The sequence below is a fragment of the Streptomyces sp. NPDC017246 genome, assembly GCF_044331325.1.
Classification (GTDB): domain Bacteria; phylum Actinomycetota; class Actinomycetes; order Streptomycetales; family Streptomycetaceae; genus Streptomyces.
In genome coordinates this window covers 265,579-283,127 of the sequence record NZ_JBIRMW010000004.1, presented here as the reverse complement: position 1 = coordinate 283,127, position 17,549 = coordinate 265,579, and the positions used below count along the sequence as shown (strand labels likewise).

Sequence of the window (17,549 nt, the reverse complement as noted above, 5' to 3'; positions counted from 1 at the left end):
GCTAACACTCCAACTCGACAGGAAACAATGGATGTTCGAAGATCGGTGCGTCGACTCCTCGACCTGCATAGATGCGCCGGGGCGCAGCGGGACGCGCCGGTGCTCCACCGTTCGCGGCACCGTCAGCTCCGCGCCGCGGCGCGCAGCGCCGTACGGGCCGCCCGGTACGCCGCGGCGGGGTCCGCGTGCGGGGCGGCGGCCGGTTGCCAGGCGCCGTGGCGTTCGATGTACGGGTGCCAGAACAGGTCTGGCCCGTACCGCAGTTGGACGCGTGCGAGCGCGTCGGTGAGGTGGTTGTGGCGGCGCTCCATGGGGGCGGTGGGGGAGGGGCGGAGCGGCTGGACGGCGTGCTCGGCGGCGGCGAGGACGTCGGGGTCGGCGGGCCGCGGCGCGAGGCAGGTGGCGACGGCGGGCCGGCCGCCGAACCGGTGCGCGATGGCCAGAAATCTCATCTGGCGCACACTCACCCCGAGTTGGCCGGCGGCGAGCTCCAGGTGGATGTCGCCGCCGACAGCGACGAAGCGGACGATGTCGGCGGTGGTGTCGTCCACGCCGTCCGCGTCGGCGACGCCTTCGGAGCCCGCGGCGGCCTCGCCGGAACTGCCTCCGCCGGGAGTGCCCTTCGCGTCGTCCAGGAGGGCGGCCGCACGCCTCGCGGCGTCGGCGGCGAGCGCGCGCAGCACGATCAGGCCCGGGAGCGGCGCCGGCGGCGGATCGGTGAGGGAGTCCAGGACCGGGACGGCCTGGGGGCTGTCCGGGGCGAGGTCGCCGCGAGCCGGCGGACCGGAGGTCGAGGAGGTCACGCGGGGCCTCCCAGACCGACGAGGTCCGCGAGTTCACGGTCGGAGAGACGGACGAGTCCGGTGCCGCCCCCTCCGAGGACCGTGTCCTGCAAGGCCCTTTTGTGCGTGAGGAGTTGGTCGATGCGGTCCTCGATCGTGCCGCGGGTCACGAGCCGGTGGACGGTGACCGTCCGCCGCTGTCCGATCCGGTGCGCACGGTCCGAGGCCTGGTCCTCGACGGCGGCGTTCCAGCTCCGGTCGAAGTGCACGACATGACTGGCCCTGGTCAGGTTGAGACCCGTGCCACCGGCCTTGACGGACAGCACGAACAAGGGTGAGCGGCCCGCCTGGAAGGCGTCGACGAGCTCCTGCCGCTGCCGGGTGTCGAGTCCTCCGTGCAGGAACAGCGGGCGATGGCCGAGATGCGCCAGATGCTCGGTGAGCAGCCGGCCCATCGTCACATAACTGGTGAAGACGAGCGCCGCCTCTCCGCGCGCGGTGATCGCCTCGACGAGCTCGCCGAGTGCCCCCAGCTTGGCCGATCGGGCGGTGAACTCCCCTGCCCGGGAGGGTCCGGGATGTTCCTCGCCCCAGTAGTGCGCCGGGTGGTTGGTGATCTGCTTCAGGGCGGTGATCAGCTTGAACACCAGGCCGGACCGTGCCAGCGAGGGGGAGTGAGCGAGCTGCTCCATCGTCTCGCGGACGACCGCCTCGTAGAGGGTGACCTGCTCGGCGGTGAGCTCGACGATGCGCCGGCTCTCGACCTTCGCCGGCAGTTCGGGCGCGACATGGGGGTCGGTCTTCCGGCGGCGCAGCAGGAACGGCGCGATCAGCCGCGCGAGGGCGCGCGCGGCGGGTCCGTCCGGTTCGCGCTCGGCGGCGGCCGCGTACCGGGACCTGAAGGCCTTCAGCGGCCCGAAGAGGCCCGGGTTGACCCAGTCGAGCAGGGTCCACAGCTCGGAGAGGTTGTTCTCGACCGGGGTCCCGGTCAGGGCGAGACGGGTGGTGGCGGTCAGCGCGTGCAGACTGCGGGCGGTGGACGAGGCGTGGTTCTTGGCGTGCTGCGCCTCGTCCGCGACGACCAGGTCCCAGGTACGGGAGGCGAGTCCGGCGTCACGGCGCAGGACGCCGTACGTGGTGAGGACGACGGTACGGTCCCCGGCGACGTCCAGGTTCCGCCGGGTGCCGTGGTAGACGGTCACGTGGAGACGCGGGGCGAACCGGCGGAACTCCCGCTCCCAGTTGGTCACGAGCGACGAGGGGCACACCACGAGGACCGGGCCGCGATGCCCGTTCTCGTACCGGTGCAGGGTGTACGCGACGGCGGTCAGGGTCTTGCCGAGTCCCATGTCGTCGGCGAGGACCGCGCCGAACCCGGTCCCGCCGGTGTGCGCGAGCCAGGCCAGGGCCCGTTCCTGGTAGGCGCGGAGGGTCGCGTCGAGCCCCGCCGGCGCCGGGACCGGAGCCGCGTCCTCGCCCCGGCGGAGGATGTCGACGACACCGGCGAGGCCGCCGCCCGCGCGGCACGGCACATTCCGGCCGTCGACGGTCACGGTGCCGGTGAGGGCGGCGGTGAGCGCGTCGATCCCGGTGAGCCGGCCGATCTCCCTGCGGCGGACGCGCGCGACCGTGACCGGGTCGAGCAGCACCCACCGCCCCCGCACCCGGACCAGGGGACGTGCGGCCTCCGCGAGCGCGTCCATCTCGGCCTCGCTCAGCACGTGGCCGCCGAGCGCGAGCTGCCAGCGGAAGTCGAGCAGCGCCTGGAGACTGAACCGGGGCGCACCTCCGGCGGCGGAGTCCGTCCCGCCGCCCGGGTCCGCGCCGACCACGGTGTGGGTGGACAGCAGGTCGCGCAGTCCGGCCGGCCAGCGCAGCACGAGACCCCCGGCAGCCAGGGCGGATTCGGCTTCGAGGAGCCGCGCGATCCCCGCCGCGTCCACCACCAGCCGCTCCGGCGAGGAGAGCAGCGCCGACAGCGTCCCGCAGTGCCGGGCCGAGCGCTCCAGCCGGCTCCGTACCCGCTCCCGCAGGTGGTACGGCTCGACGTCCCCCTCCGGCTCCACCAGCAGACGGCCGGTCAGTCGCCCGGTGGCGGCCTCCTCCTCGGTCGGTGCGGCGAACTCGACGACGAGTCCGGGCGGTGGACCGTCGTACAGCCGGTCCTCGACCGCGTCCAGCCACGGCCGTACCCGATCGGCCTCCGCCGCGGGCAGCGGGCTGCCCGCCGGTGCGAGGAACGGTCCGGTGCCGAAGAGGACCGCGGCCGGCGGCCGCAGCAGGGAGTCGGCCAGGGCGTCCAGGAACGCCGGTACGGCCGCCCGCGCGGTCAGGGGGCGTCCCCCGTCCACCACGGCGTGGGCCAGGGGGGACAGACGGCGGGCGAGGTCCTCCACGGCCCGTGCGGTGGCGACCGGCAGCGGGCCCAGCCGCCAGCGGTCCACCCCGTCCGTGGTGAGCGACGGGTGGACGAGCCCGGCGGCGACGGCCCGCAGCCCCAGCCGGGCCGCGTGCCCCCACTCCGCCGCCGTCGGATGCCACCCGGCGGCCCGGTCCCGCCGCAGGAGTACGGGCAGGGCGTGGGCCAGCGGAATCCGCCACCCCACCACCGGGGCGGGAGCGGGCGCCGGGGGAACGAGCAGCGAACGGCGCGCCACGGACAGGGGCGCCGGCAGTGCGGCGTCCGGCATCGGAGCGCCGTCGGCCCGGTGGAGCAGCAGTCCTGCAGGCTCGCCGCCGCCCGGGAGGAAGGAGACGGCGCACCCGGCCGAGAGGGCTTCTCCGAGGACGTCCACGGCCGGGATCCCCTGGGCCGGGATCTCCGGGGCGGGCGCCGGGTGCGGTGGGACGGACGAGGTGGAAGGGGCGGCAGCGGCAGGCCGAAAGGGAGGAGCGGCCGGGGCGGGGCGAGGCCGCGGCAGGGCACCCGGCGTGACGGAGGGAGCCGGGGAAGGCACGGGCGCCGCCGCCGGGGGAGTGCGCTCGGCGTCGCGGGCGACCAGCTCCTCCATCAGCGCCGACGCGGCCGCGCGGCGCGCCTCGGCCCGGGTCTTCGCCCGGCGGCTGACCCCCACCTCCGCCCCGGTACGGACGAGCGTGCAGGTGTAGGAACAGGCGACGGTCTTCGGGGCGGCCGTGAACGTCGACTCGGGCTTGGAGATGACCTCCAGCTGGGTGTACTTGTTCAGGTACTTCACCGGATCCTGGCCCGGCGGCACCGGCTGGATCCGCGCCGCCCGGGAGGGTCCGCCGCTCTCCGACCCCCGTTCCTCACGGGGTTCGGGAAGACCCGTGAGGACCGCCAGGAGCGCGACCGCGCCGAGATGGACGGCCTGCCGCCGGTCGTGCCCGGTGCGTTCGGGGCCGTCGACCGTTCGGCCCTCGTCCTCCTCCCAGCTCCAGCGGCAGGAGAACCCCCCGGTGGACGCGAAGACCGAGTGCCGGGGCTCCGCGCCCCGCGCGTCCGCGTGCCAGCGCAGCAGCGTGGCCGCCGCCGACTGCATGCGCGCGGTGAGCCGAAGGGCGCACAGGCGCAGCTCCTGCCACGCGGGTCCCCGCGCGCCGAACAGCAGGAGCTGGACGTCCCGGTGTCGCAGCCGTGCCGCTCCCGCCCTGCGGACGACCTCGGCCGTCAGCTCCTCGCCCGGTTCGTCCGCCGCCGTCACCCGGGAGTGCAGCAGCGCGGCGAAGGCCTCCGTGCCCATACCGGGCAGGGACAGCCGTCCGCCCCCGGTTTCCCCGTCCGGTCCCTCGGTCCCGGCGAGCCGGAGCAGCATCGCCCGCGCGGCGGACCGGCGGGCCAGGGCCGAGGTCGGCGCGCTGCGGGCCGGGCCGGTCACCTGGGCGTCGCCGGGGCCGATCCGCACCGCGGCCGTGTGCAGGACGTGCCCGTTCGGCAGATGCTCGGCGGACTCCTCGTACGTCGGCGGCGGCCAGAACTCGAGCTGCGCGTGCGCCACGAGCACCTGTTGCGGCACCTCCGGCGTGCTCTCCATCCCCTCGACCGCGAGCCGGCGGGCGGTCCGCCACGCCGGGTGGTCGTCGGTCACCAGGAGCAGCATCCGCAGATCCCGCTGCGTCAGCCGCCCCGACCGCGCCAGGCCTTCGGCCTCGGACACGATCCCGGCGTCGAACCGGCCCGTCACGACAGCCCGTTTGGCCCGCTCGTGCCACGCGGGCCGCGCACCGGCCGTCCTGAGGGCGCCGGACTGCCGGACACCGTCGATCTGCGGGGGACGACCACCCAAGAGGAGACCCTTCGAACGCGTACCGTGATGAGCTGTGTGCGCTCAGTATACGGAGCGGGCCGGACCTTGATCGTCCAACGGTGGCCGGACCGGCCGCAGTTGCCCGGAACGCGGAACCGCCCCGTACGCCGGGGGCGTACGGGGCGGTTCCGCCGGGAGCCGTCCGGCCGGTCAGCCGGGGATCGGCGCTCCGACCGTGGCCGTACTGTCGGCCCCGGAGGGCCGGCCCGCCAGGACCTTCTGGGCGAGGGCGCCGAAGACCACTCCGAACACCGCCCAGAGGACGGCCTGGACGGCCAGCGAGGCCAGTCTGAACTCCCACAGCAGCGCGGCGGGGAAGCCCGCCTGGACCGCGTCGTCGTTCGCCGGGAGCAGTACGAAGGCCACACCCGTCACGACGAGGAACCCGGCCGCGGCGGCGAGGGTCGCGTTCCAGTTGCCCAGACGCGGTGCGAGGCGTCGACCGGCGATGACGGCCGCGAGCCCGAGGAGCACGCTGAGCAGGATCATCAGGAAGAACAGCGTGGTGCGCTTCCCGATCGTGTCCGGGTTGCCGACGGCCGGCGGAGTCGCCGGATACTTCAGGAACGGCACCAGATAGACGGTGGTGAACGCCGCCGCAGCGGTCAGCGCCGCGGTCGCCCGCGGGCTGAACCGCCCGACGCGGCCCAGCGCGAAGGAGAACGCGAGCGCGGCGATGCCGCCGAGCGCCACTCCGTAGACGAGGACACCGGTGGCCAGGCCGAAGGTCGACTGGACGGGGCGGCTGACCGCCTCCTCCTCTTCCCCGGCCGCCTCCGCGCCCGCCGCGCCACCGTGACCGGCGTGCGCCTCCTGGGCGGCCTGCGCCTCCTCCACCGCGATGGAGCCGTTCACGGGAGGCTCACCCACCACGTAGGCGACGGCGAAGGCGAGGAGACCGGCGACCAGACCCGCGAGCATGCCGCGGACCAGCAGGGATCTCACAGTTGAGGCGTGCATGTGCGTATCGCCTCTCAGTGGCAGGGGAAGCCGAGCAGATGACGGCCGTCGTGCACCCACTCGTGGACGTCGGAGCCCGCGATCAGGGACGTGGCGCCCTGCTCGGCTCCCACGAAGTACAGCGCGATCAGCGCGAGAAGGCCGACGAAGAACGCCCAGGGAAGGACGGCTCGTACGGGCAGCGGAGCCGGAACGGCCACGGAAGGGGCGGAAACGGCAGCGGAGACGACAGCCTCGGCCATGATGGAACCTCCTGGGGAACTCGCGTCCCTGACGGTGGTGCAGGACGACGGTCCACGGGTCTGACTCGCCGTGACACCACCCCTGGGGGGTGCCCGGCTCACAGTGGCGCGACCGTGCCGGATTCTCACCGGACTTCCGTCTCGCCGTCGTCACGCTGTTCAAATGTCGCCTGAAGGTACCGCGCACCGGGGCCGCCGCCAAGGGCGTGAGGCCTGAATCACCTTCGCACGCCCCCCGGGTGGGCCGCGGCACGGGGATAGCCTTGCGCCGCCCCAGACGCCGACCGAGAAGGAAGCCGATGACCGTCCGGCTGACGCTGATCTCCCCCGCCGCGAGCGGAGCACTGCGCGACGTCGCGTTCGACGACGACAGCCCGCTCGACCCCGCCGGAATCGCCCGGGCGCGGTCCGTGGCGGCCGCCGTCGACCCGTCCTCGCGCGCCTACTCCTCGCCGTCGGAACGCTGCCGGCGGACGGCGGAGGCCCTCGGGCTGACGGCGGAACCGACGGTCGCCCTCGCCGGCTGCGCCATGGGGCGGTGGCGAGGACAGACCCTCGCGGCCGTGGCCGCCGCCGAGGAGGCGGCCGTCGGTGTCTGGCTGTCCGATCCGGCGGCGGCGCCGCACGGCGGGGAGTCCCTGCGCGAGCTGCGGATACGGGTCGGCGCCTGGCTCGACGCCCTGCGTGCCGGCTCCGGGCGCGTCACGGCCGTCGCCGAACCGGACGTGATCCGCGCGGCGCTCGTCCACGCCCTCGGGGCACCGGACGAGGCGGCCCGGCGTCTGGACGTACGCCCCCTGACCGCCGTCCACCTCAGCGGACGCGCCGAGCGGTGGAACCTGCGCGTCGGCGACCCGCTCGGGCCCGCGTAGGTCCCGCCGCAGGGCGGGACCCACACGGTCAGTCGGGGCGCTTCCCCCACTCGCGGAGCAGCAGGTATCCCAGGTACGCGCCACCGACGGCCATCGTGTACAGACCGACCGGCAGGTTGTCGAAGAGCGGCAACTGCTGGGCGGCGAGGTCGGCGAGGACCAGGAGCAGGGCCCCGAGCAGGGTGGACATGACCAGGTGCGGGCCGCCGCTGCGGGTGACGCGCTTGGCGATCTGCGGCGCCGTCAGGGAGACGAACGCGATGGGTCCGGCCACGCTGACGGCCCCCGCGGACAGGACGATCGACAGCGCGACCGCCCAGGTCGCGGTCCGGCCGGGGCGGGCACCCAGGCCGGTGGAGAGGTCATCGCCCATCTCGCCGATGCTCAGGGGACGCGCGAGGAGCGCCGCGAAGGGCACGGAGACGAGGAGGACCGTCCAGATGACCGCCGCGTCGTCCCAGGAACGGGCCGAGAGGCTGCCGTTGATGTAGGCGGTCAGCGCACTGGCCTTGTCGCGCTCGACGGCGTACACCACGTACTGGGTGAGCGCCGTCGCCATCGCGGCCACGCCGATGCCGGCGACCACGAGCCGCCCGGGGCTGCGGAAGCCGGTTCCGGTCGCGAGGAAGACGACCGCCATCGCGACGACCGCGCCGATCAGGGCGCCGACGGCCACCGGCATGACGTCGGGCAGGAACAGGGCGGCGGCCGCGGCCCCCGCGCCGGCGCCGGCGCCGAGCCCGATGACATCGGGGCTGCCGAGCGGATTGCGGGTCACGGACTGGAACAGCGCGCCGGACAGGCCGAAGGCCGCTCCGGTGGCGATGGCCACGACCAGCCGCGGTCCGCGCAGCCTGTTCAGGACGAAGGCGTTCTTGCCGGTGGCGTCACCCGCGAGGGCCGACGGCAGATCGGGCAGGTCGATGCCGAGCCTGCCCGTCGTCAGCGTGGCCACGGCCGCCCCGCAGAGCAGCAGCAGCGTCACCGCGGCGGCGATCACGGAGGTGCGGCGCACGGGTACGGCGACCCAGGGGCCGATCCGCAGCACACCGCGGCCCGCGGGCCGTACCGGGCGCCGCCTCGTCTCCTGGGGGCTGTCCGGAGTGCTGTCCGGGATGTCGGTCCGGTCGGCGGTCTTCATCCCGCTCCCCTCATACGGCGGACGGCGAAGAGCAGGGCGGGGGCACCGACGAACGCGGTGACGACCCCGACCATCAGCTCCTGCGGGCGCAGCACGATCCGGCCGATCACATCGGCGAAGAGCAGCAGCGTGGGTCCCGCGAGGGAGGTGAAGAGGATCTGGGACCGGAAGTCGGCTCCCACGAGAGCCCGGACGACGTGCGGGACGGCGAGGCCCACGAAGGCGATGGGGCCGACGGCCGCCGTCGCGGCGGCGGCGAGCAGGGTCGCGGCGAGCAGCCCGGCACCCTTGACGCGGGCAGGGCTGATGCCGAGGGAGGCGGCCTTGTCGTCGCCCATCGCCATGGCGTTGAGCCCCGGGGCGAGCAGCAGGGCGAGCACGAAGCCGACGGCGGCGAACGGCAGGACCGCCCAGAACGCGTCGAAGCCGCGGCCGCCGAGCGCGCCCACCACCCAGTAGCGGTACGTGTCGAAGACCTGTGGTCGGGACAGCGCGACGGCCTGGATGAAGGCGGCGAGGACGGCGGAGAGCACCGCGCCGGCGAGCACCAGACGGACCGGTCCGCCACCGCCGCCGGCGGTGCCGACGACATGGACGACGACACCGGTCAGCAGTGCGCCGGCCAGGGCCCACCAGATGGTCTCCCGCTGCCCCGAGGCGCCGAGGAAGGCGGTGGCGGCGACGATGCTCGCGGACGCGCCCGCGTTGATGCCGAGAAGTCCCGGCTCGGCGAGCGGATTACGTGTGATGCCCTGCATCAGGGTGCCGGCGACGGCGAGGCAGAGACCCGCGAGCACACCGAGGACGGTGCGCGGGTAGCGGCTCTCGATGACGGTACGGGTGTACTCGTCGCCGCCGCCGGTGACGACCCGCAGGACGTCGGCCGCGGACGTGGGCCTGCTGCCGAACATCACGCTGGCGAGCAGCGCCAGAGCGAGCAGGACCAGACACAGGACGGCGGCCGTGACATGCCGGGCAAGGCCCCGCCGTGCTACGGCGGGGCCCTGTCCGATCCGGGAGAGAGTGGTCACGCTGGGGACCCGGTGCTACTTCCCGGCCTTGGCGACGGCCTTGTCGATCATGGGCAGGTAGCGCTCGATGCTGTACGGCACCGTCAGCGGGTTGATCATCGACGAGGCGGTGACGAACGGCGTGTCGTGGCTGTAGACGAGCGCGTTCTTCTTCACGGCGGGGATGGCCGCGTACAGCGGCTGGGCCTCGACGGCCTCGCGGGACTTCTCGTCCATGTAGAAGGTGAAGGCGATGTCGCTCTTCGCCAGCTTGTTGGCGTTCTCCAGGCCGATCAGGGCGGAGTCGGTGCCCTCGGTCTCCTTGAAGGTGTTCACGACCGGGTCGACCTTGAGGCCCAGCTTGGAGACCATGGCCACGCGCTGCTCCTCGGGCTTGAAGATGCCGAGGGTGCCGGGGCCGGTGTTGTAGATGTACGAGAACGTGACGTTCTTGTACTGGGGGCGGGAGGCGGCCGCGTCGGCGAGCTGCTTGTCGATCTTCGACTCCAGCTCCTTGGCCTTCTCCGGCTGACCGAGCGCCTTGGCGATGATCTCGATCTGCTGGTCCCAGTTGGTGCTCCACGCCTTCTCGGGGTAGGCGACGGTCGGCGCGATGTCCTTCAGGATGTCGTACTGCTTCTGCGTGAGACCGGACCACGGGGCGAGGATGACATCGGGCTCGAGCTCGGTGATGGCCTCGATGTCGAGCTCCTCGCCACCCTTGAACTGCTTGGGCAGCGTGGCGCCGGACTTGGTCACGGCCTCGTGGATCCAGGGGAGGTAGCCGGACTTGTCGCTTCCCCAGGGGTACTCCTCGATACCGACCGGGACGTTGCCGAGGGCGATGGCGGTCTCGGCGGAGCCCTGACCGAGGGTCACCACGCGCTTCGGCTCGTCCTTGATGACGGCGTCACCGAGGGCGCTCTTGATCGTGACGGGGAAGGCACCGGCCGGGGCCTTGTTCGTCGACCCTGCCGCGTCGTCCTTTTTGTCGTCCGAGCCGCACCCGGTCACCATCAGGCCGAGCGAGACCGCGGCGGCGCCCGCCACGAGAACGCGACGGCGAAGGGGGGTGAACACAGAAGGCATGGTGGATCCTTGTCTCCGGGCAGGGGGATGTACGAGGCCCCGACTGACGGCCCCACAGACGGATGCGTGCGGGGGCGGCGATCAGCTCGGCGCTTGTTAGGTGAGCCTAACCTATTCCTGTCCGTGGCTGAGCACCAGGGGTTCGGTCCCGGCGTGATCGGCGCGGCGCCCGGCCGGAGCCCCTACGGTGCGACGGCCTTCCGCAGGGTCCGCAGGCACAGGGAGAGGGCCGTGTGCTTGGGGGTGCCCTGGTCGCGCGCCCGCATCCAGGCGGCGTACAGCAGCGCCCACATGACGTCCTGGAGCCAGCTGACGTCGACCTCGGGGTCGAGCGTCCCGTCCTTCTGTCCGCGCCGGACGAGGGCGAGCAGGGCCAGGTCGGCAGGGGACTCCTCCTCGATGCCGGACCACGCCACGAACTGCGGCACGTCGTACAACAGCAGCATCCGGTCGCCGAGTTCGAAGTACTCCAGGCAGAGCCGCTCCATCGCCTCGGGCGCCGGCCCGTCGTCGAGCCGCGCCCGTTCGGACGCCGCGGCGACCCGGTCCCGCACGTCCGTACCGATCGCGGCGAGCAGGTCGGAGCGCTCGGGGAAGTAGCGGTGGACGGTGGTCCGTCCCACCCCGGCCGCCTCGGCGACATCGCCGAGCGAGGCGCCGTGGTCGGCGGTGAGCACAGAGACGGCGGCGTCGAGGATCGTGCGCCGGGTACGGGCGCGCGTGGCGCTCTCGCGGGTGACCGCGCCGGGCGCGGGAGTGTCGTCGGACCCCATGCGCACACGGTATCCCTTGATGCCGTTTGGGAAACTCTTTGACCTTTCTGGAACAGAGGTGTTCCATTATAGCTATGGCCGCCTCCCTCATGCCCCGCCTGAGCATCCTGTGGTCCTTCGCCCGCCCGCACCGGCGCACCCTCCTGCACGGCCTGCTCCTCGCCCTGGTCGCCTCCGCGCTCGTCGGCCTGATCAACGGGGCGGTCATGCTCGTGGGCAGCCTCGTCCTCATGGGGGTGCTCGACCTCGTCCTGCTCGCCACCACCCCCTCGCCGCGGCGAACGTGTCGGGCGGCGAGCGGCAGCGCATCGCGCTGGCCCGCGCGCTCCTCGCCGCCCCCGACGTCCTGCTCCTGGACGAGGCCACCGCGCAACTGGACGGGCTGACCGAGGCGGCGGTCCAGGAGTGCGTCCGCGCCCGCGCCGGCACCGGCGCCGTGGTGACGATCGCCCACCGCCTGTCGACGGTGGTCGACGCGGACACGATCGTGGTCATGGAGGCGGGGCGCGTCCGGGCCCGCGGCCGCCACGAGGAACTGCTCGTCTCGGACACCCTCTACCGCGATCTGGTGGAATCCCTCCGGATGGTCGCCGGTTAGGTAAGGCTTACCTGAATCCCTATGGTGGGGTGGAGTCACGCCGGTCGGCGCGCCCCACGGGTGACCCGCCGCCGCCCAAACCCCCGAGAGTGAGAAGCCGTTGACCACAGTCATGCCCCGCCCGGGCCTCCGGCCCGAGCCCGTCGCGGTGCTGCGCCCCGCCGGGACGGCCGACGCCGATGCCGTGCATCGGTTGTCCGTGCCCTTCGTGCGCGAAGGAGCCCTGCGTGACCGTTCCGCCGCCCAGTACGCCCGCGACGCGGCGGACTTCCTCGTCGCCGAGACCGCGCGCGGAGAACTGGCGGGATGCGTGGCGCTGTGCCGCCGGCGGGATGCCTACGGTGGCCCGGCCGCCGTGCTCTACAACTTCTGCGTGGCGCCCGGGAACCAGGGGCGCGGCATCGGCTCCGCGCTGCTGCTGGCCGCCCTCGCCGAGGCCGCGGCCCGGGGCGCGTCACGGGTGTTCACGGCGACCGCCGGCAGTGGACTGCTCTTCCTGCGCCACGGGTTCACCGCGGCCGACGAGGAGGCGGCGCCCCCGGGGTGGCGCTCCTCGCTGGACCCGGCGCGGGGCTCCCGGGTTCTGGTGCGGGCCCTGAGGTGAGTGGGGAAGGGCCGGACGGACGCCGTCCGTCCGGCCCTTCCCCGGATACCGTCGACGCCGGGGGAGTGGTGGTGGGTTCGCTCCCAGGCGCGGGCCGCGAGGCTCGCCGGGCGCATGTCCGACCGGTGGGCGTCGACGTCCACGCCCTCTCCGGGGCCGCCGGGCCGCAGGGGGTCCCTCAGTCCAGGTCGACGAGCACGCCCGCGGCGCGGAAGTGGTCCCGCGCGGGGATCTCGTTTCCCTCCTCCGTGCGGACGAGGGTCGGGACGAGCCCGTGGTTCCCGCCCGTGTGGGCGTCGGTTCCGGCGACGATGACGACGCCCTCCTCCTCCGAGTGGAGCACCAGGCCCGGAGTACCGGCGTACGGGCGCCCGGAGACCGTGGCGGCGAGGATCTCGATCCGGCGCCCCTCGTGGCGGGTGTAGGCGTGGGGACGACGCGATCGCCCGTCGGCGACGAGCCGCGCGATCTCCTCGGCGGGACGGGTCCAGTCGACCCTGCCGTCCTCGACGGAGTCTGCCTGTGCGGGGAGTCCGGGCTCGGAGCCCGGGGTCCGCGTGCCGCCTCGGGCTTCGTGGACCACGCCGGCCGGCGCGGGTTCGAGGTGGCTGTGCACCCGGCGCAGCAGGGAGGCCAGTTGTTCGCGCTCTCCGGCGTCGAGGGGGGCCAGGATCTCGTCGTCCGTCGAGGCGATCTCCGCGCTGAGGCCGGCGAGGTACGTCCTGCCTTCCGAGGTGAGCCGCACGACGACGCGGCGGCGGTCCGTCTGGTCGCGGACGCAGTCCACCTGCCCGATGCGGGCGAGGTCGTTGACGATCTTCACCAGGTCGCTCGCGTTCATGTCGAGCCGGGACGCGAGGGCCGTCTTCATCTGGGGGCCGAGGTCGGCGAGCAGTGTCATCACGGTGAGGTGCCAGAGGCGTAACCCGCGGGCCTCCAGCTTGTCCGCGAGCCGTCGGCGGGCCACCTTGCCGAGCGCGTACATGAGGTAGGCGTTGAGGTTCAGCACACTGGGGGGCGTCATGCTCATGGAGCGCGCGCCGGTGACGGCGGCGGGGCGTGCCCCGCGGTCCGCTCCGGTGCCGGTCGCCTCGGCGACGGCGCTCAGCACGGCCGGATCCGGGCCGGCGGCCGGGTCGAACGTCAGGTCGGTGTTCGCGAGGGACCTGAAGACCTTCGCCCAGTCGGTCGGCGCGTTCGCTATGCCGACGATGGCGAAGGTCGCGCCCGAGGGGTCGCACGCGAAACCGTTGACGACCGGCTGTTCCATCGCTGTTCCTCGCTGTCCGCTGGCTGTGCGGCGTCAACCGCCGTGCCACGCAATCGGGTTGGGTCAACCTACCCAACCACCACGGAGGGGCCGCCACGCATGCGCGCCTGGCGGCCCCGGTCGACGTGTGAGCGGCTCCGGGCCGTCAGGGACGGCCGGTCAGGTAGCCGCCCATGGAGGTGAAGTACTCGGTCGCGGGCAGCTCGCGGCCGTCCTCGGTCCTGACCCGGGTGATGGCCAGACCGTGGTTGCGTCCGGTGCGCGCGTCGGCACCGGCGACGATGACGACGCCCTCGCCCTCGCGGTAGAAGACACGGCCGGGGGTGCCGCCGTACCGGCCCTCGGACACCACGGCGGAGAGGACTTCGAGGCGCTTGCCCCGGTGGAAGGTGAAGGCGCTCGGGTACGGCGCGGACTGGGCCCGGACCAGGCGCTCCAGGACGTCGGCGGGCCAGTTCCAGTCGATCCGGATGTCCTCCTCGGCCCGCTTGTGGAAGAAGCTGGCCTGCGAGCGGTCCTGCCGGGTGAACTCGGCGGTGCCGGAGGCGATGCGGTCGAGGGCGTCGACGGTGACCGGGGCGATGAGGTCGACGGTCTTGTGGAAGAGGTCGGTCGTCGTGTCCTTCGGACCGACGGGGACCGCGTGCTGCTGGACGATGTCGCCGGCGTCGAGGACCTCGTCCATCATGTGGGCGGTGACGCCGACTTCGGACTCGCCGTTGACGAGGGCCCAGATCAGGGGCGAGAACCCGGCGTACTTGGGCAGCAGCGAGTCGTGGATGTTGAGCGTCCCGTGGCGCGGCAGGTTGTAGATGTGCGGCGGGATCCACGTACGCCAGTTGTTGGCGACGATGATGTCCGGGTCGGCCTCCTTGAGGCGCGCGAACAGCTCTTCGTCGTCGGGCCTGTTGCGGATGACGACGGGGACGCCGTGCTCCTCCGCCAGGTCGGCGACCGAGTCGCTCCAGATCTTCTCGTAGGCGTGCTCGCTCTTGGGGTGCGTCACGACGAGCACGACGTCGTGTTCGGAGTCCAGGAGCGCTTGGAGGGTGCGATGGCCCCAGGTCTGATAGCCGAACATGACGACCCGCATCGGGTTCCTCCTCGGAAGAGCGATTGACCGTCAGCAAGTAAAGCAAGCCTTACCTAACAGTGCAACCGGCTTGATTTATGCGCTTGTTCGGACCGCGCTTCTTCGCCTCGTCCGTTATGTCCCGTCGACAGCATCGTCAGATCAGGTTAGCTTTACCTAAGTTCCGCACGGCTGCCGGCACCACCGGTGTGCCCGATGCCCCTTTCCCCCCAGCCTCTTTCCCGCACGATGGGAGTGACATGTCGCAGGTTCCTCCTGGTGACGCACCTCTGGTCCACGACCTCATAGGCATCGGCTTCGGGCCGTCCAATGTGGCCTTGGCGATAGCGCTCAGCGAGCACAACGCACGCGTCGGAAGGCAGGAAGCGGTCACCGCCCACTTCTTCGAGCGCCAGCCGCGTTTCGGCTGGCACCGCGGCATGCTGATCGACGACGCGACCATGCAGGTGTCCTTCCTCAAGGACCTGGTGACGCTCCGCAACCCGACCAGCGAATACAGCTTCCTCTGCTACCTGCAGAGCAAGGGCCGGCTGATCGACTTCGTCAACCACAAGAACCTCTTCCCCCTGCGCGTCGAGTTCCACGACTACTTCGAGTGGGCCGCCTCCAAGGTCGACGACATGGTCTCGTACGGCCACGAGATCATCTCCGTGGAGCCCGTCGAGCGCGACGGCGTCGTCGAATACCTCGACGTGACCGCCCGCTCCGGGGACGAGCTGGTCGTCCACCGCGCCCGAAACCTCGTCCTCGGCACGGGACTTCGCCCGAAGATGCCCGAGGGCGTCGAGCGGAGCGACCGCGTCTGGCACAACTCCGACCTGCTCGCCAAGGTCGAGGGCCTGGAGGGGACGAACCCCGAGCGGATCGTCGTCGTGGGCGCCGGACAGAGCGCCGCCGAGAACGTCGCCTATCTGCACCGCCGCTTCCCCGAGGCCGAGATCTGCGCCGTCTTCTCGCGGTACGGATACAGCCCCGCCGACGACAGCGCCTTCGCCAACCGGATCTTCGACCCCGAGGCCGTCGACGAGTACTTCACCGCCCCCGAGGACATCAAGCGCAAGCTGATGGACTATCACGGGAACACCAACTACTCCGTGGTGGACATCGACCTCATCGACGACCTGTACCGGCAGGCGTACCAGGAGAAGGTCCTCGGCACCGAACGGCTGCGCTTCATCAACATCTCCCGGCTCACCGGCGTGGAGGACGGCCCGGACAAGGTCCGTGCCTTCGTGACCTCCCTCGTCACCGGCGAGGAGTCCGTCCTCGAAGCCGACGTCGTCGTCTACGCCACGGGCTACACCCCCGCCGAACCCCTCGGCCTCCTCGGCCCGGTCGGCGACCGCTGCCACCGCGACGACTTCGGCCGGGTCCGTGTCGAGCGGGACTACCGCCTCGCCACCGACCCCGAACTCCAGTGCGGGATCTACCTGCAGGGCGGCACCGAGCACACCCACGGCATCACCTCGTCGCTGCTCTCCAACACCGCGATCAGGGTCGGCGAGATCCTCGCCTCCGTCCTCGACAGGGCCGGCGCGGCCGGCGCGGACGAGACCGTCGTCACGGCCTCCGCCGAAGCGGTCTCCCTGGTCGACGGCGTCGGAACGTCTCGCTAGCGTCACCCCCCCGTCCCATCCCCCACGCAAGAAACGCCACGTCCCGCCGGGCGGTACCGTCCGCACCCGGCCGGCGCGGCAGCACTGTGCATCCCCGAAAGGAACGTCCGTGTCCGCTGGTACACGTCCCGCTCTGGCCCGGTTCGCCAGATCCGCTCCCCGTGTGGCCGTCCTCGCGGTGGCGGCCCTCGCCCTCGCCGCCTGCGGCGGCGGGACCGAGAAGTCCGAGTCGCCGTCCGCCACCACCTCCTCCGCCGCGGCCGACGGGGGAGCCAAGCCCGCCGCGTTCCCCGTCACGGTCGAGCACAAGTACGGCTCCACGACGATCGACACGGAGCCGAAGACGATCGTCACCCTCGGCCTCTCCGACCAGGACGCCGTGCTCGCACTCGGCGTCAAGCCGGCCGGCGCGGTCGACTGGTTCAAGGAGACGCCGTACGGCAAGTGGCCCTGGACCAAGGACAAGTGGGGCTCGGACAAGCCGCAGATCGTCGGTGAGCGCGACGAGTACAACATCGAGAAGATCGCGGCGCTCAAGCCCGATCTGGTCATCGCCCAGTACTCGGGGATGAAGAAGGAGCAGTACGACACGCTCTCCAAGTTCACCAAGGTCGTCGCCCAGCCCAAGGACCACCCGGACTACGGCGCTCCCTGGCAGACGATGACCCAGCAGATCGGCAAGGCGCTGGGCAAGGACGCCGAGGCCGCCAAGCTGATCGCGGACATCGACGCCCGGTTCGAGGCCGCCCGCGACAAGCACCCCGAGTGGGCCGCCAAGACGCTCGCCGTCGCCGACAGCTTCGAGGCCGGCAAGTACTCGGCGTTCACGAAGACCGACCCCAAGTCGATCTTCTTCCAGGAGCTGGGCTTCAAGCTCAAGCCGGAGATCGACGCCCTGGCCAAGCCGGGCTTCAACGTCGCCGAGCTCAGCGCAGAGAAGCTCGACGTCCTCGACGTCGACCGGCTCGTCTGGGTGACCTCCAGCACCGAGGCCAACGACCGCATCAAGGCCGAGCCGCTCTACAAGAAGCTCAAGGTCAACCAGGAGAAGCGCGACCTGTTCGTGCCGTACCAGAACCCGGACATCGGCGCCGCGTTCTCCTTCAACACCGTTCTGTCGATCCCGTACGCCATCGACGCGATCGAGCCGCTGCTCGCGGCTGTCAAGTGACGCCCACCAGCTGACGCGCCACCAGCCGGAAGACCACCCGACCGACGGCGTGGCGGAACC

The 17,549-nt window shown here is 72.3% G+C and carries 16 protein-coding genes and 1 riboswitch; of the genes, 6 read left to right on the top strand and 10 right to left on the bottom strand.

Annotated elements, in window-relative coordinates; genetic code table 11:
* Nucleotides 1-122: 122 nt before the first annotated feature.
* From ACH4MY_RS11955 to ACH4MY_RS11940, 4 genes are all read right to left on the bottom strand, one after another.
* Nucleotides 123-803: a hypothetical protein gene (locus ACH4MY_RS11955; protein WP_398001128.1), complete on the bottom strand. Its 681-nt coding sequence runs from the start codon at nt 801-803 to the stop codon at nt 123-125.
* Entirely contained in the window at nt 800-5,029 is a 4,230-nt protein-coding gene (locus ACH4MY_RS11950; protein ID WP_398001125.1) for an SNF2-related protein, read from the bottom strand. The genes ACH4MY_RS11955 and ACH4MY_RS11950 overlap by 4 nt, the downstream gene beginning before the upstream one ends.
* 171 nt (nt 5,030-5,200) lie before the next feature.
* A complete protein-coding gene (locus tag ACH4MY_RS11945; RefSeq protein ID WP_398001122.1) occupies nt 5,201-6,010 on the bottom strand; it encodes a CbtA family protein in 810 nt (269 codons plus the stop codon).
* A gap of 14 nt (nt 6,011-6,024) precedes the next feature.
* On the bottom strand, nt 6,025-6,252 hold the full coding sequence (locus ACH4MY_RS11940; protein ID WP_266899951.1) for a CbtB-domain containing protein: 228 nt from the start codon (nt 6,250-6,252) through the stop codon (nt 6,025-6,027).
* A 58-nt stretch (nt 6,253-6,310) separates the two neighbouring features.
* Nucleotides 6,311-6,390: riboswitch (cobalamin riboswitch) on the bottom strand.
* A gap of 161 nt (nt 6,391-6,551) precedes the next feature.
* Between ACH4MY_RS11940 and ACH4MY_RS11935 the strand changes: the two genes are divergently transcribed.
* A complete protein-coding gene (locus ACH4MY_RS11935; protein ID WP_398001119.1) occupies nt 6,552-7,124 on the top strand; it encodes a histidine phosphatase family protein in 573 nt (190 codons plus the stop codon).
* A 28-nt stretch (nt 7,125-7,152) separates the two neighbouring features.
* On the opposite strand, the gene ACH4MY_RS11930 is transcribed toward ACH4MY_RS11935, so the two are convergent.
* The 4 genes from ACH4MY_RS11930 to ACH4MY_RS11915 all read right to left on the bottom strand — a co-directional run bounded on the left by ACH4MY_RS11930 (nt 7,153) and on the right by ACH4MY_RS11915 (nt 11,137).
* Nucleotides 7,153-8,265, bottom strand: coding sequence for a FecCD family ABC transporter permease (locus ACH4MY_RS11930; RefSeq protein WP_398001116.1), 1,113 nt, complete (start codon nt 8,263-8,265; stop codon nt 7,153-7,155).
* Complete coding sequence (locus ACH4MY_RS11925; protein ID WP_398001114.1) at nt 8,262-9,296, bottom strand: FecCD family ABC transporter permease; 1,035 nt, start codon at nt 9,294-9,296, stop codon at nt 8,262-8,264. Before ACH4MY_RS11925 ends, ACH4MY_RS11930 begins: the two co-directional genes overlap by 4 nt.
* A 15-nt stretch (nt 9,297-9,311) precedes the next feature.
* Nucleotides 9,312-10,364, bottom strand: a complete 1,053-nt coding sequence (locus tag ACH4MY_RS11920; RefSeq protein WP_398001111.1) for an iron-siderophore ABC transporter substrate-binding protein — start codon at nt 10,362-10,364, stop codon at nt 9,312-9,314.
* Nucleotides 10,365-10,546: 182 nt separating this feature from the next.
* The gene (locus ACH4MY_RS11915) at nt 10,547-11,137 is read right to left on the bottom strand and encodes a TetR/AcrR family transcriptional regulator (protein ID WP_398001108.1); all 591 of its coding nucleotides are present in this window, start codon (nt 11,135-11,137) and stop codon (nt 10,547-10,549) included.
* 74 nt (nt 11,138-11,211) lie between these two features.
* Between ACH4MY_RS11915 and ACH4MY_RS11910 the strand changes: the two genes are divergently transcribed.
* The 3 genes from ACH4MY_RS11910 to ACH4MY_RS11900 all read left to right on the top strand — a co-directional run bounded on the left by ACH4MY_RS11910 (nt 11,212) and on the right by ACH4MY_RS11900 (nt 12,339).
* Nucleotides 11,212-11,523 carry a hypothetical protein gene (locus ACH4MY_RS11910; protein ID WP_398001105.1) on the top strand — a complete coding sequence of 104 codons (312 nt, stop codon included), beginning with the start codon at nt 11,212-11,214 and terminating at the stop codon, nt 11,521-11,523.
* Entirely contained in the window at nt 11,421-11,735 is a 315-nt protein-coding gene (locus ACH4MY_RS11905) for an ATP-binding cassette domain-containing protein (RefSeq protein WP_398001102.1), read from the top strand. Before ACH4MY_RS11910 ends, ACH4MY_RS11905 begins: the two co-directional genes overlap by 103 nt.
* A 100-nt stretch (nt 11,736-11,835) precedes the next feature.
* Nucleotides 11,836-12,339 carry a GNAT family N-acetyltransferase gene (locus ACH4MY_RS11900; protein WP_398001099.1) on the top strand — a complete coding sequence of 168 codons (504 nt, stop codon included), beginning with the start codon at nt 11,836-11,838 and terminating at the stop codon, nt 12,337-12,339.
* A gap of 178 nt (nt 12,340-12,517) precedes the next feature.
* Here the strand turns inward: ACH4MY_RS11900 and ACH4MY_RS11895 are convergent, their stop codons facing one another.
* Together ACH4MY_RS11895 and ACH4MY_RS11890 are read right to left on the bottom strand one after the other, a co-directional pair.
* Nucleotides 12,518-13,609 (bottom strand): hypothetical protein, encoded by a 1,092-nt coding sequence (locus tag ACH4MY_RS11895; protein ID WP_398001096.1) that lies wholly within the window; start codon nt 13,607-13,609, stop codon nt 12,518-12,520.
* Nucleotides 13,610-13,754: 145 nt separating this feature from the next.
* Nucleotides 13,755-14,702, bottom strand: coding sequence for a methionyl-tRNA formyltransferase (locus ACH4MY_RS11890; RefSeq protein ID WP_398001094.1), 948 nt, complete (start codon nt 14,700-14,702; stop codon nt 13,755-13,757).
* A gap of 239 nt (nt 14,703-14,941) precedes the next feature.
* On the opposite strand from ACH4MY_RS11890, the gene ACH4MY_RS11885 reads away from it, so the two are divergent.
* Together ACH4MY_RS11885 and ACH4MY_RS11880 are read left to right on the top strand one after the other, a co-directional pair.
* Entirely contained in the window at nt 14,942-16,318 is a 1,377-nt protein-coding gene (locus ACH4MY_RS11885) for a lysine N(6)-hydroxylase/L-ornithine N(5)-oxygenase family protein (protein WP_398001091.1), read from the top strand.
* A 109-nt stretch (nt 16,319-16,427) separates the two neighbouring features.
* Complete coding sequence (locus tag ACH4MY_RS11880; protein WP_398001088.1) at nt 16,428-17,489, top strand: iron-siderophore ABC transporter substrate-binding protein; 1,062 nt, start codon at nt 16,428-16,430, stop codon at nt 17,487-17,489.
* Nucleotides 17,490-17,549 lie beyond the last annotated feature (60 nt).

Coding starts and splice junctions, on each gene's coding strand:
- ACH4MY_RS11945 (WP_398001122.1), bottom strand. CDS start 6,010: ATGCACGCCTCAACTGTGAGATCCCTGCTGGTCCGCGGCATGCTCGCG.
- ACH4MY_RS11940 (WP_266899951.1), bottom strand. CDS start 6,252: ATGGCCGAGGCTGTCGTCTCCGCTGCCGTTTCCGCCCCTTCCGTGGCC.
- ACH4MY_RS11935 (WP_398001119.1), top strand. CDS start 6,552: ATGACCGTCCGGCTGACGCTGATCTCCCCCGCCGCGAGCGGAGCACTG.
- ACH4MY_RS11930 (WP_398001116.1), bottom strand. CDS start 8,265: ATGAAGACCGCCGACCGGACCGACATCCCGGACAGCACTCCGGACAGC.
- ACH4MY_RS11920 (WP_398001111.1), bottom strand. CDS start 10,364: ATGCCTTCTGTGTTCACCCCCCTTCGCCGTCGCGTTCTCGTGGCGGGC.
- ACH4MY_RS11915 (WP_398001108.1), bottom strand. CDS start 11,137: ATGGGGTCCGACGACACTCCCGCGCCCGGCGCGGTCACCCGCGAGAGC.
- ACH4MY_RS11910 (WP_398001105.1), top strand. CDS start 11,212: ATGGCCGCCTCCCTCATGCCCCGCCTGAGCATCCTGTGGTCCTTCGCC.
- ACH4MY_RS11895 (WP_398001096.1), bottom strand. CDS start 13,609: ATGGAACAGCCGGTCGTCAACGGTTTCGCGTGCGACCCCTCGGGCGCG.
- ACH4MY_RS11890 (WP_398001094.1), bottom strand. CDS start 14,702: ATGCGGGTCGTCATGTTCGGCTATCAGACCTGGGGCCATCGCACCCTC.
- ACH4MY_RS11885 (WP_398001091.1), top strand. CDS start 14,942: ATGTCGCAGGTTCCTCCTGGTGACGCACCTCTGGTCCACGACCTCATA.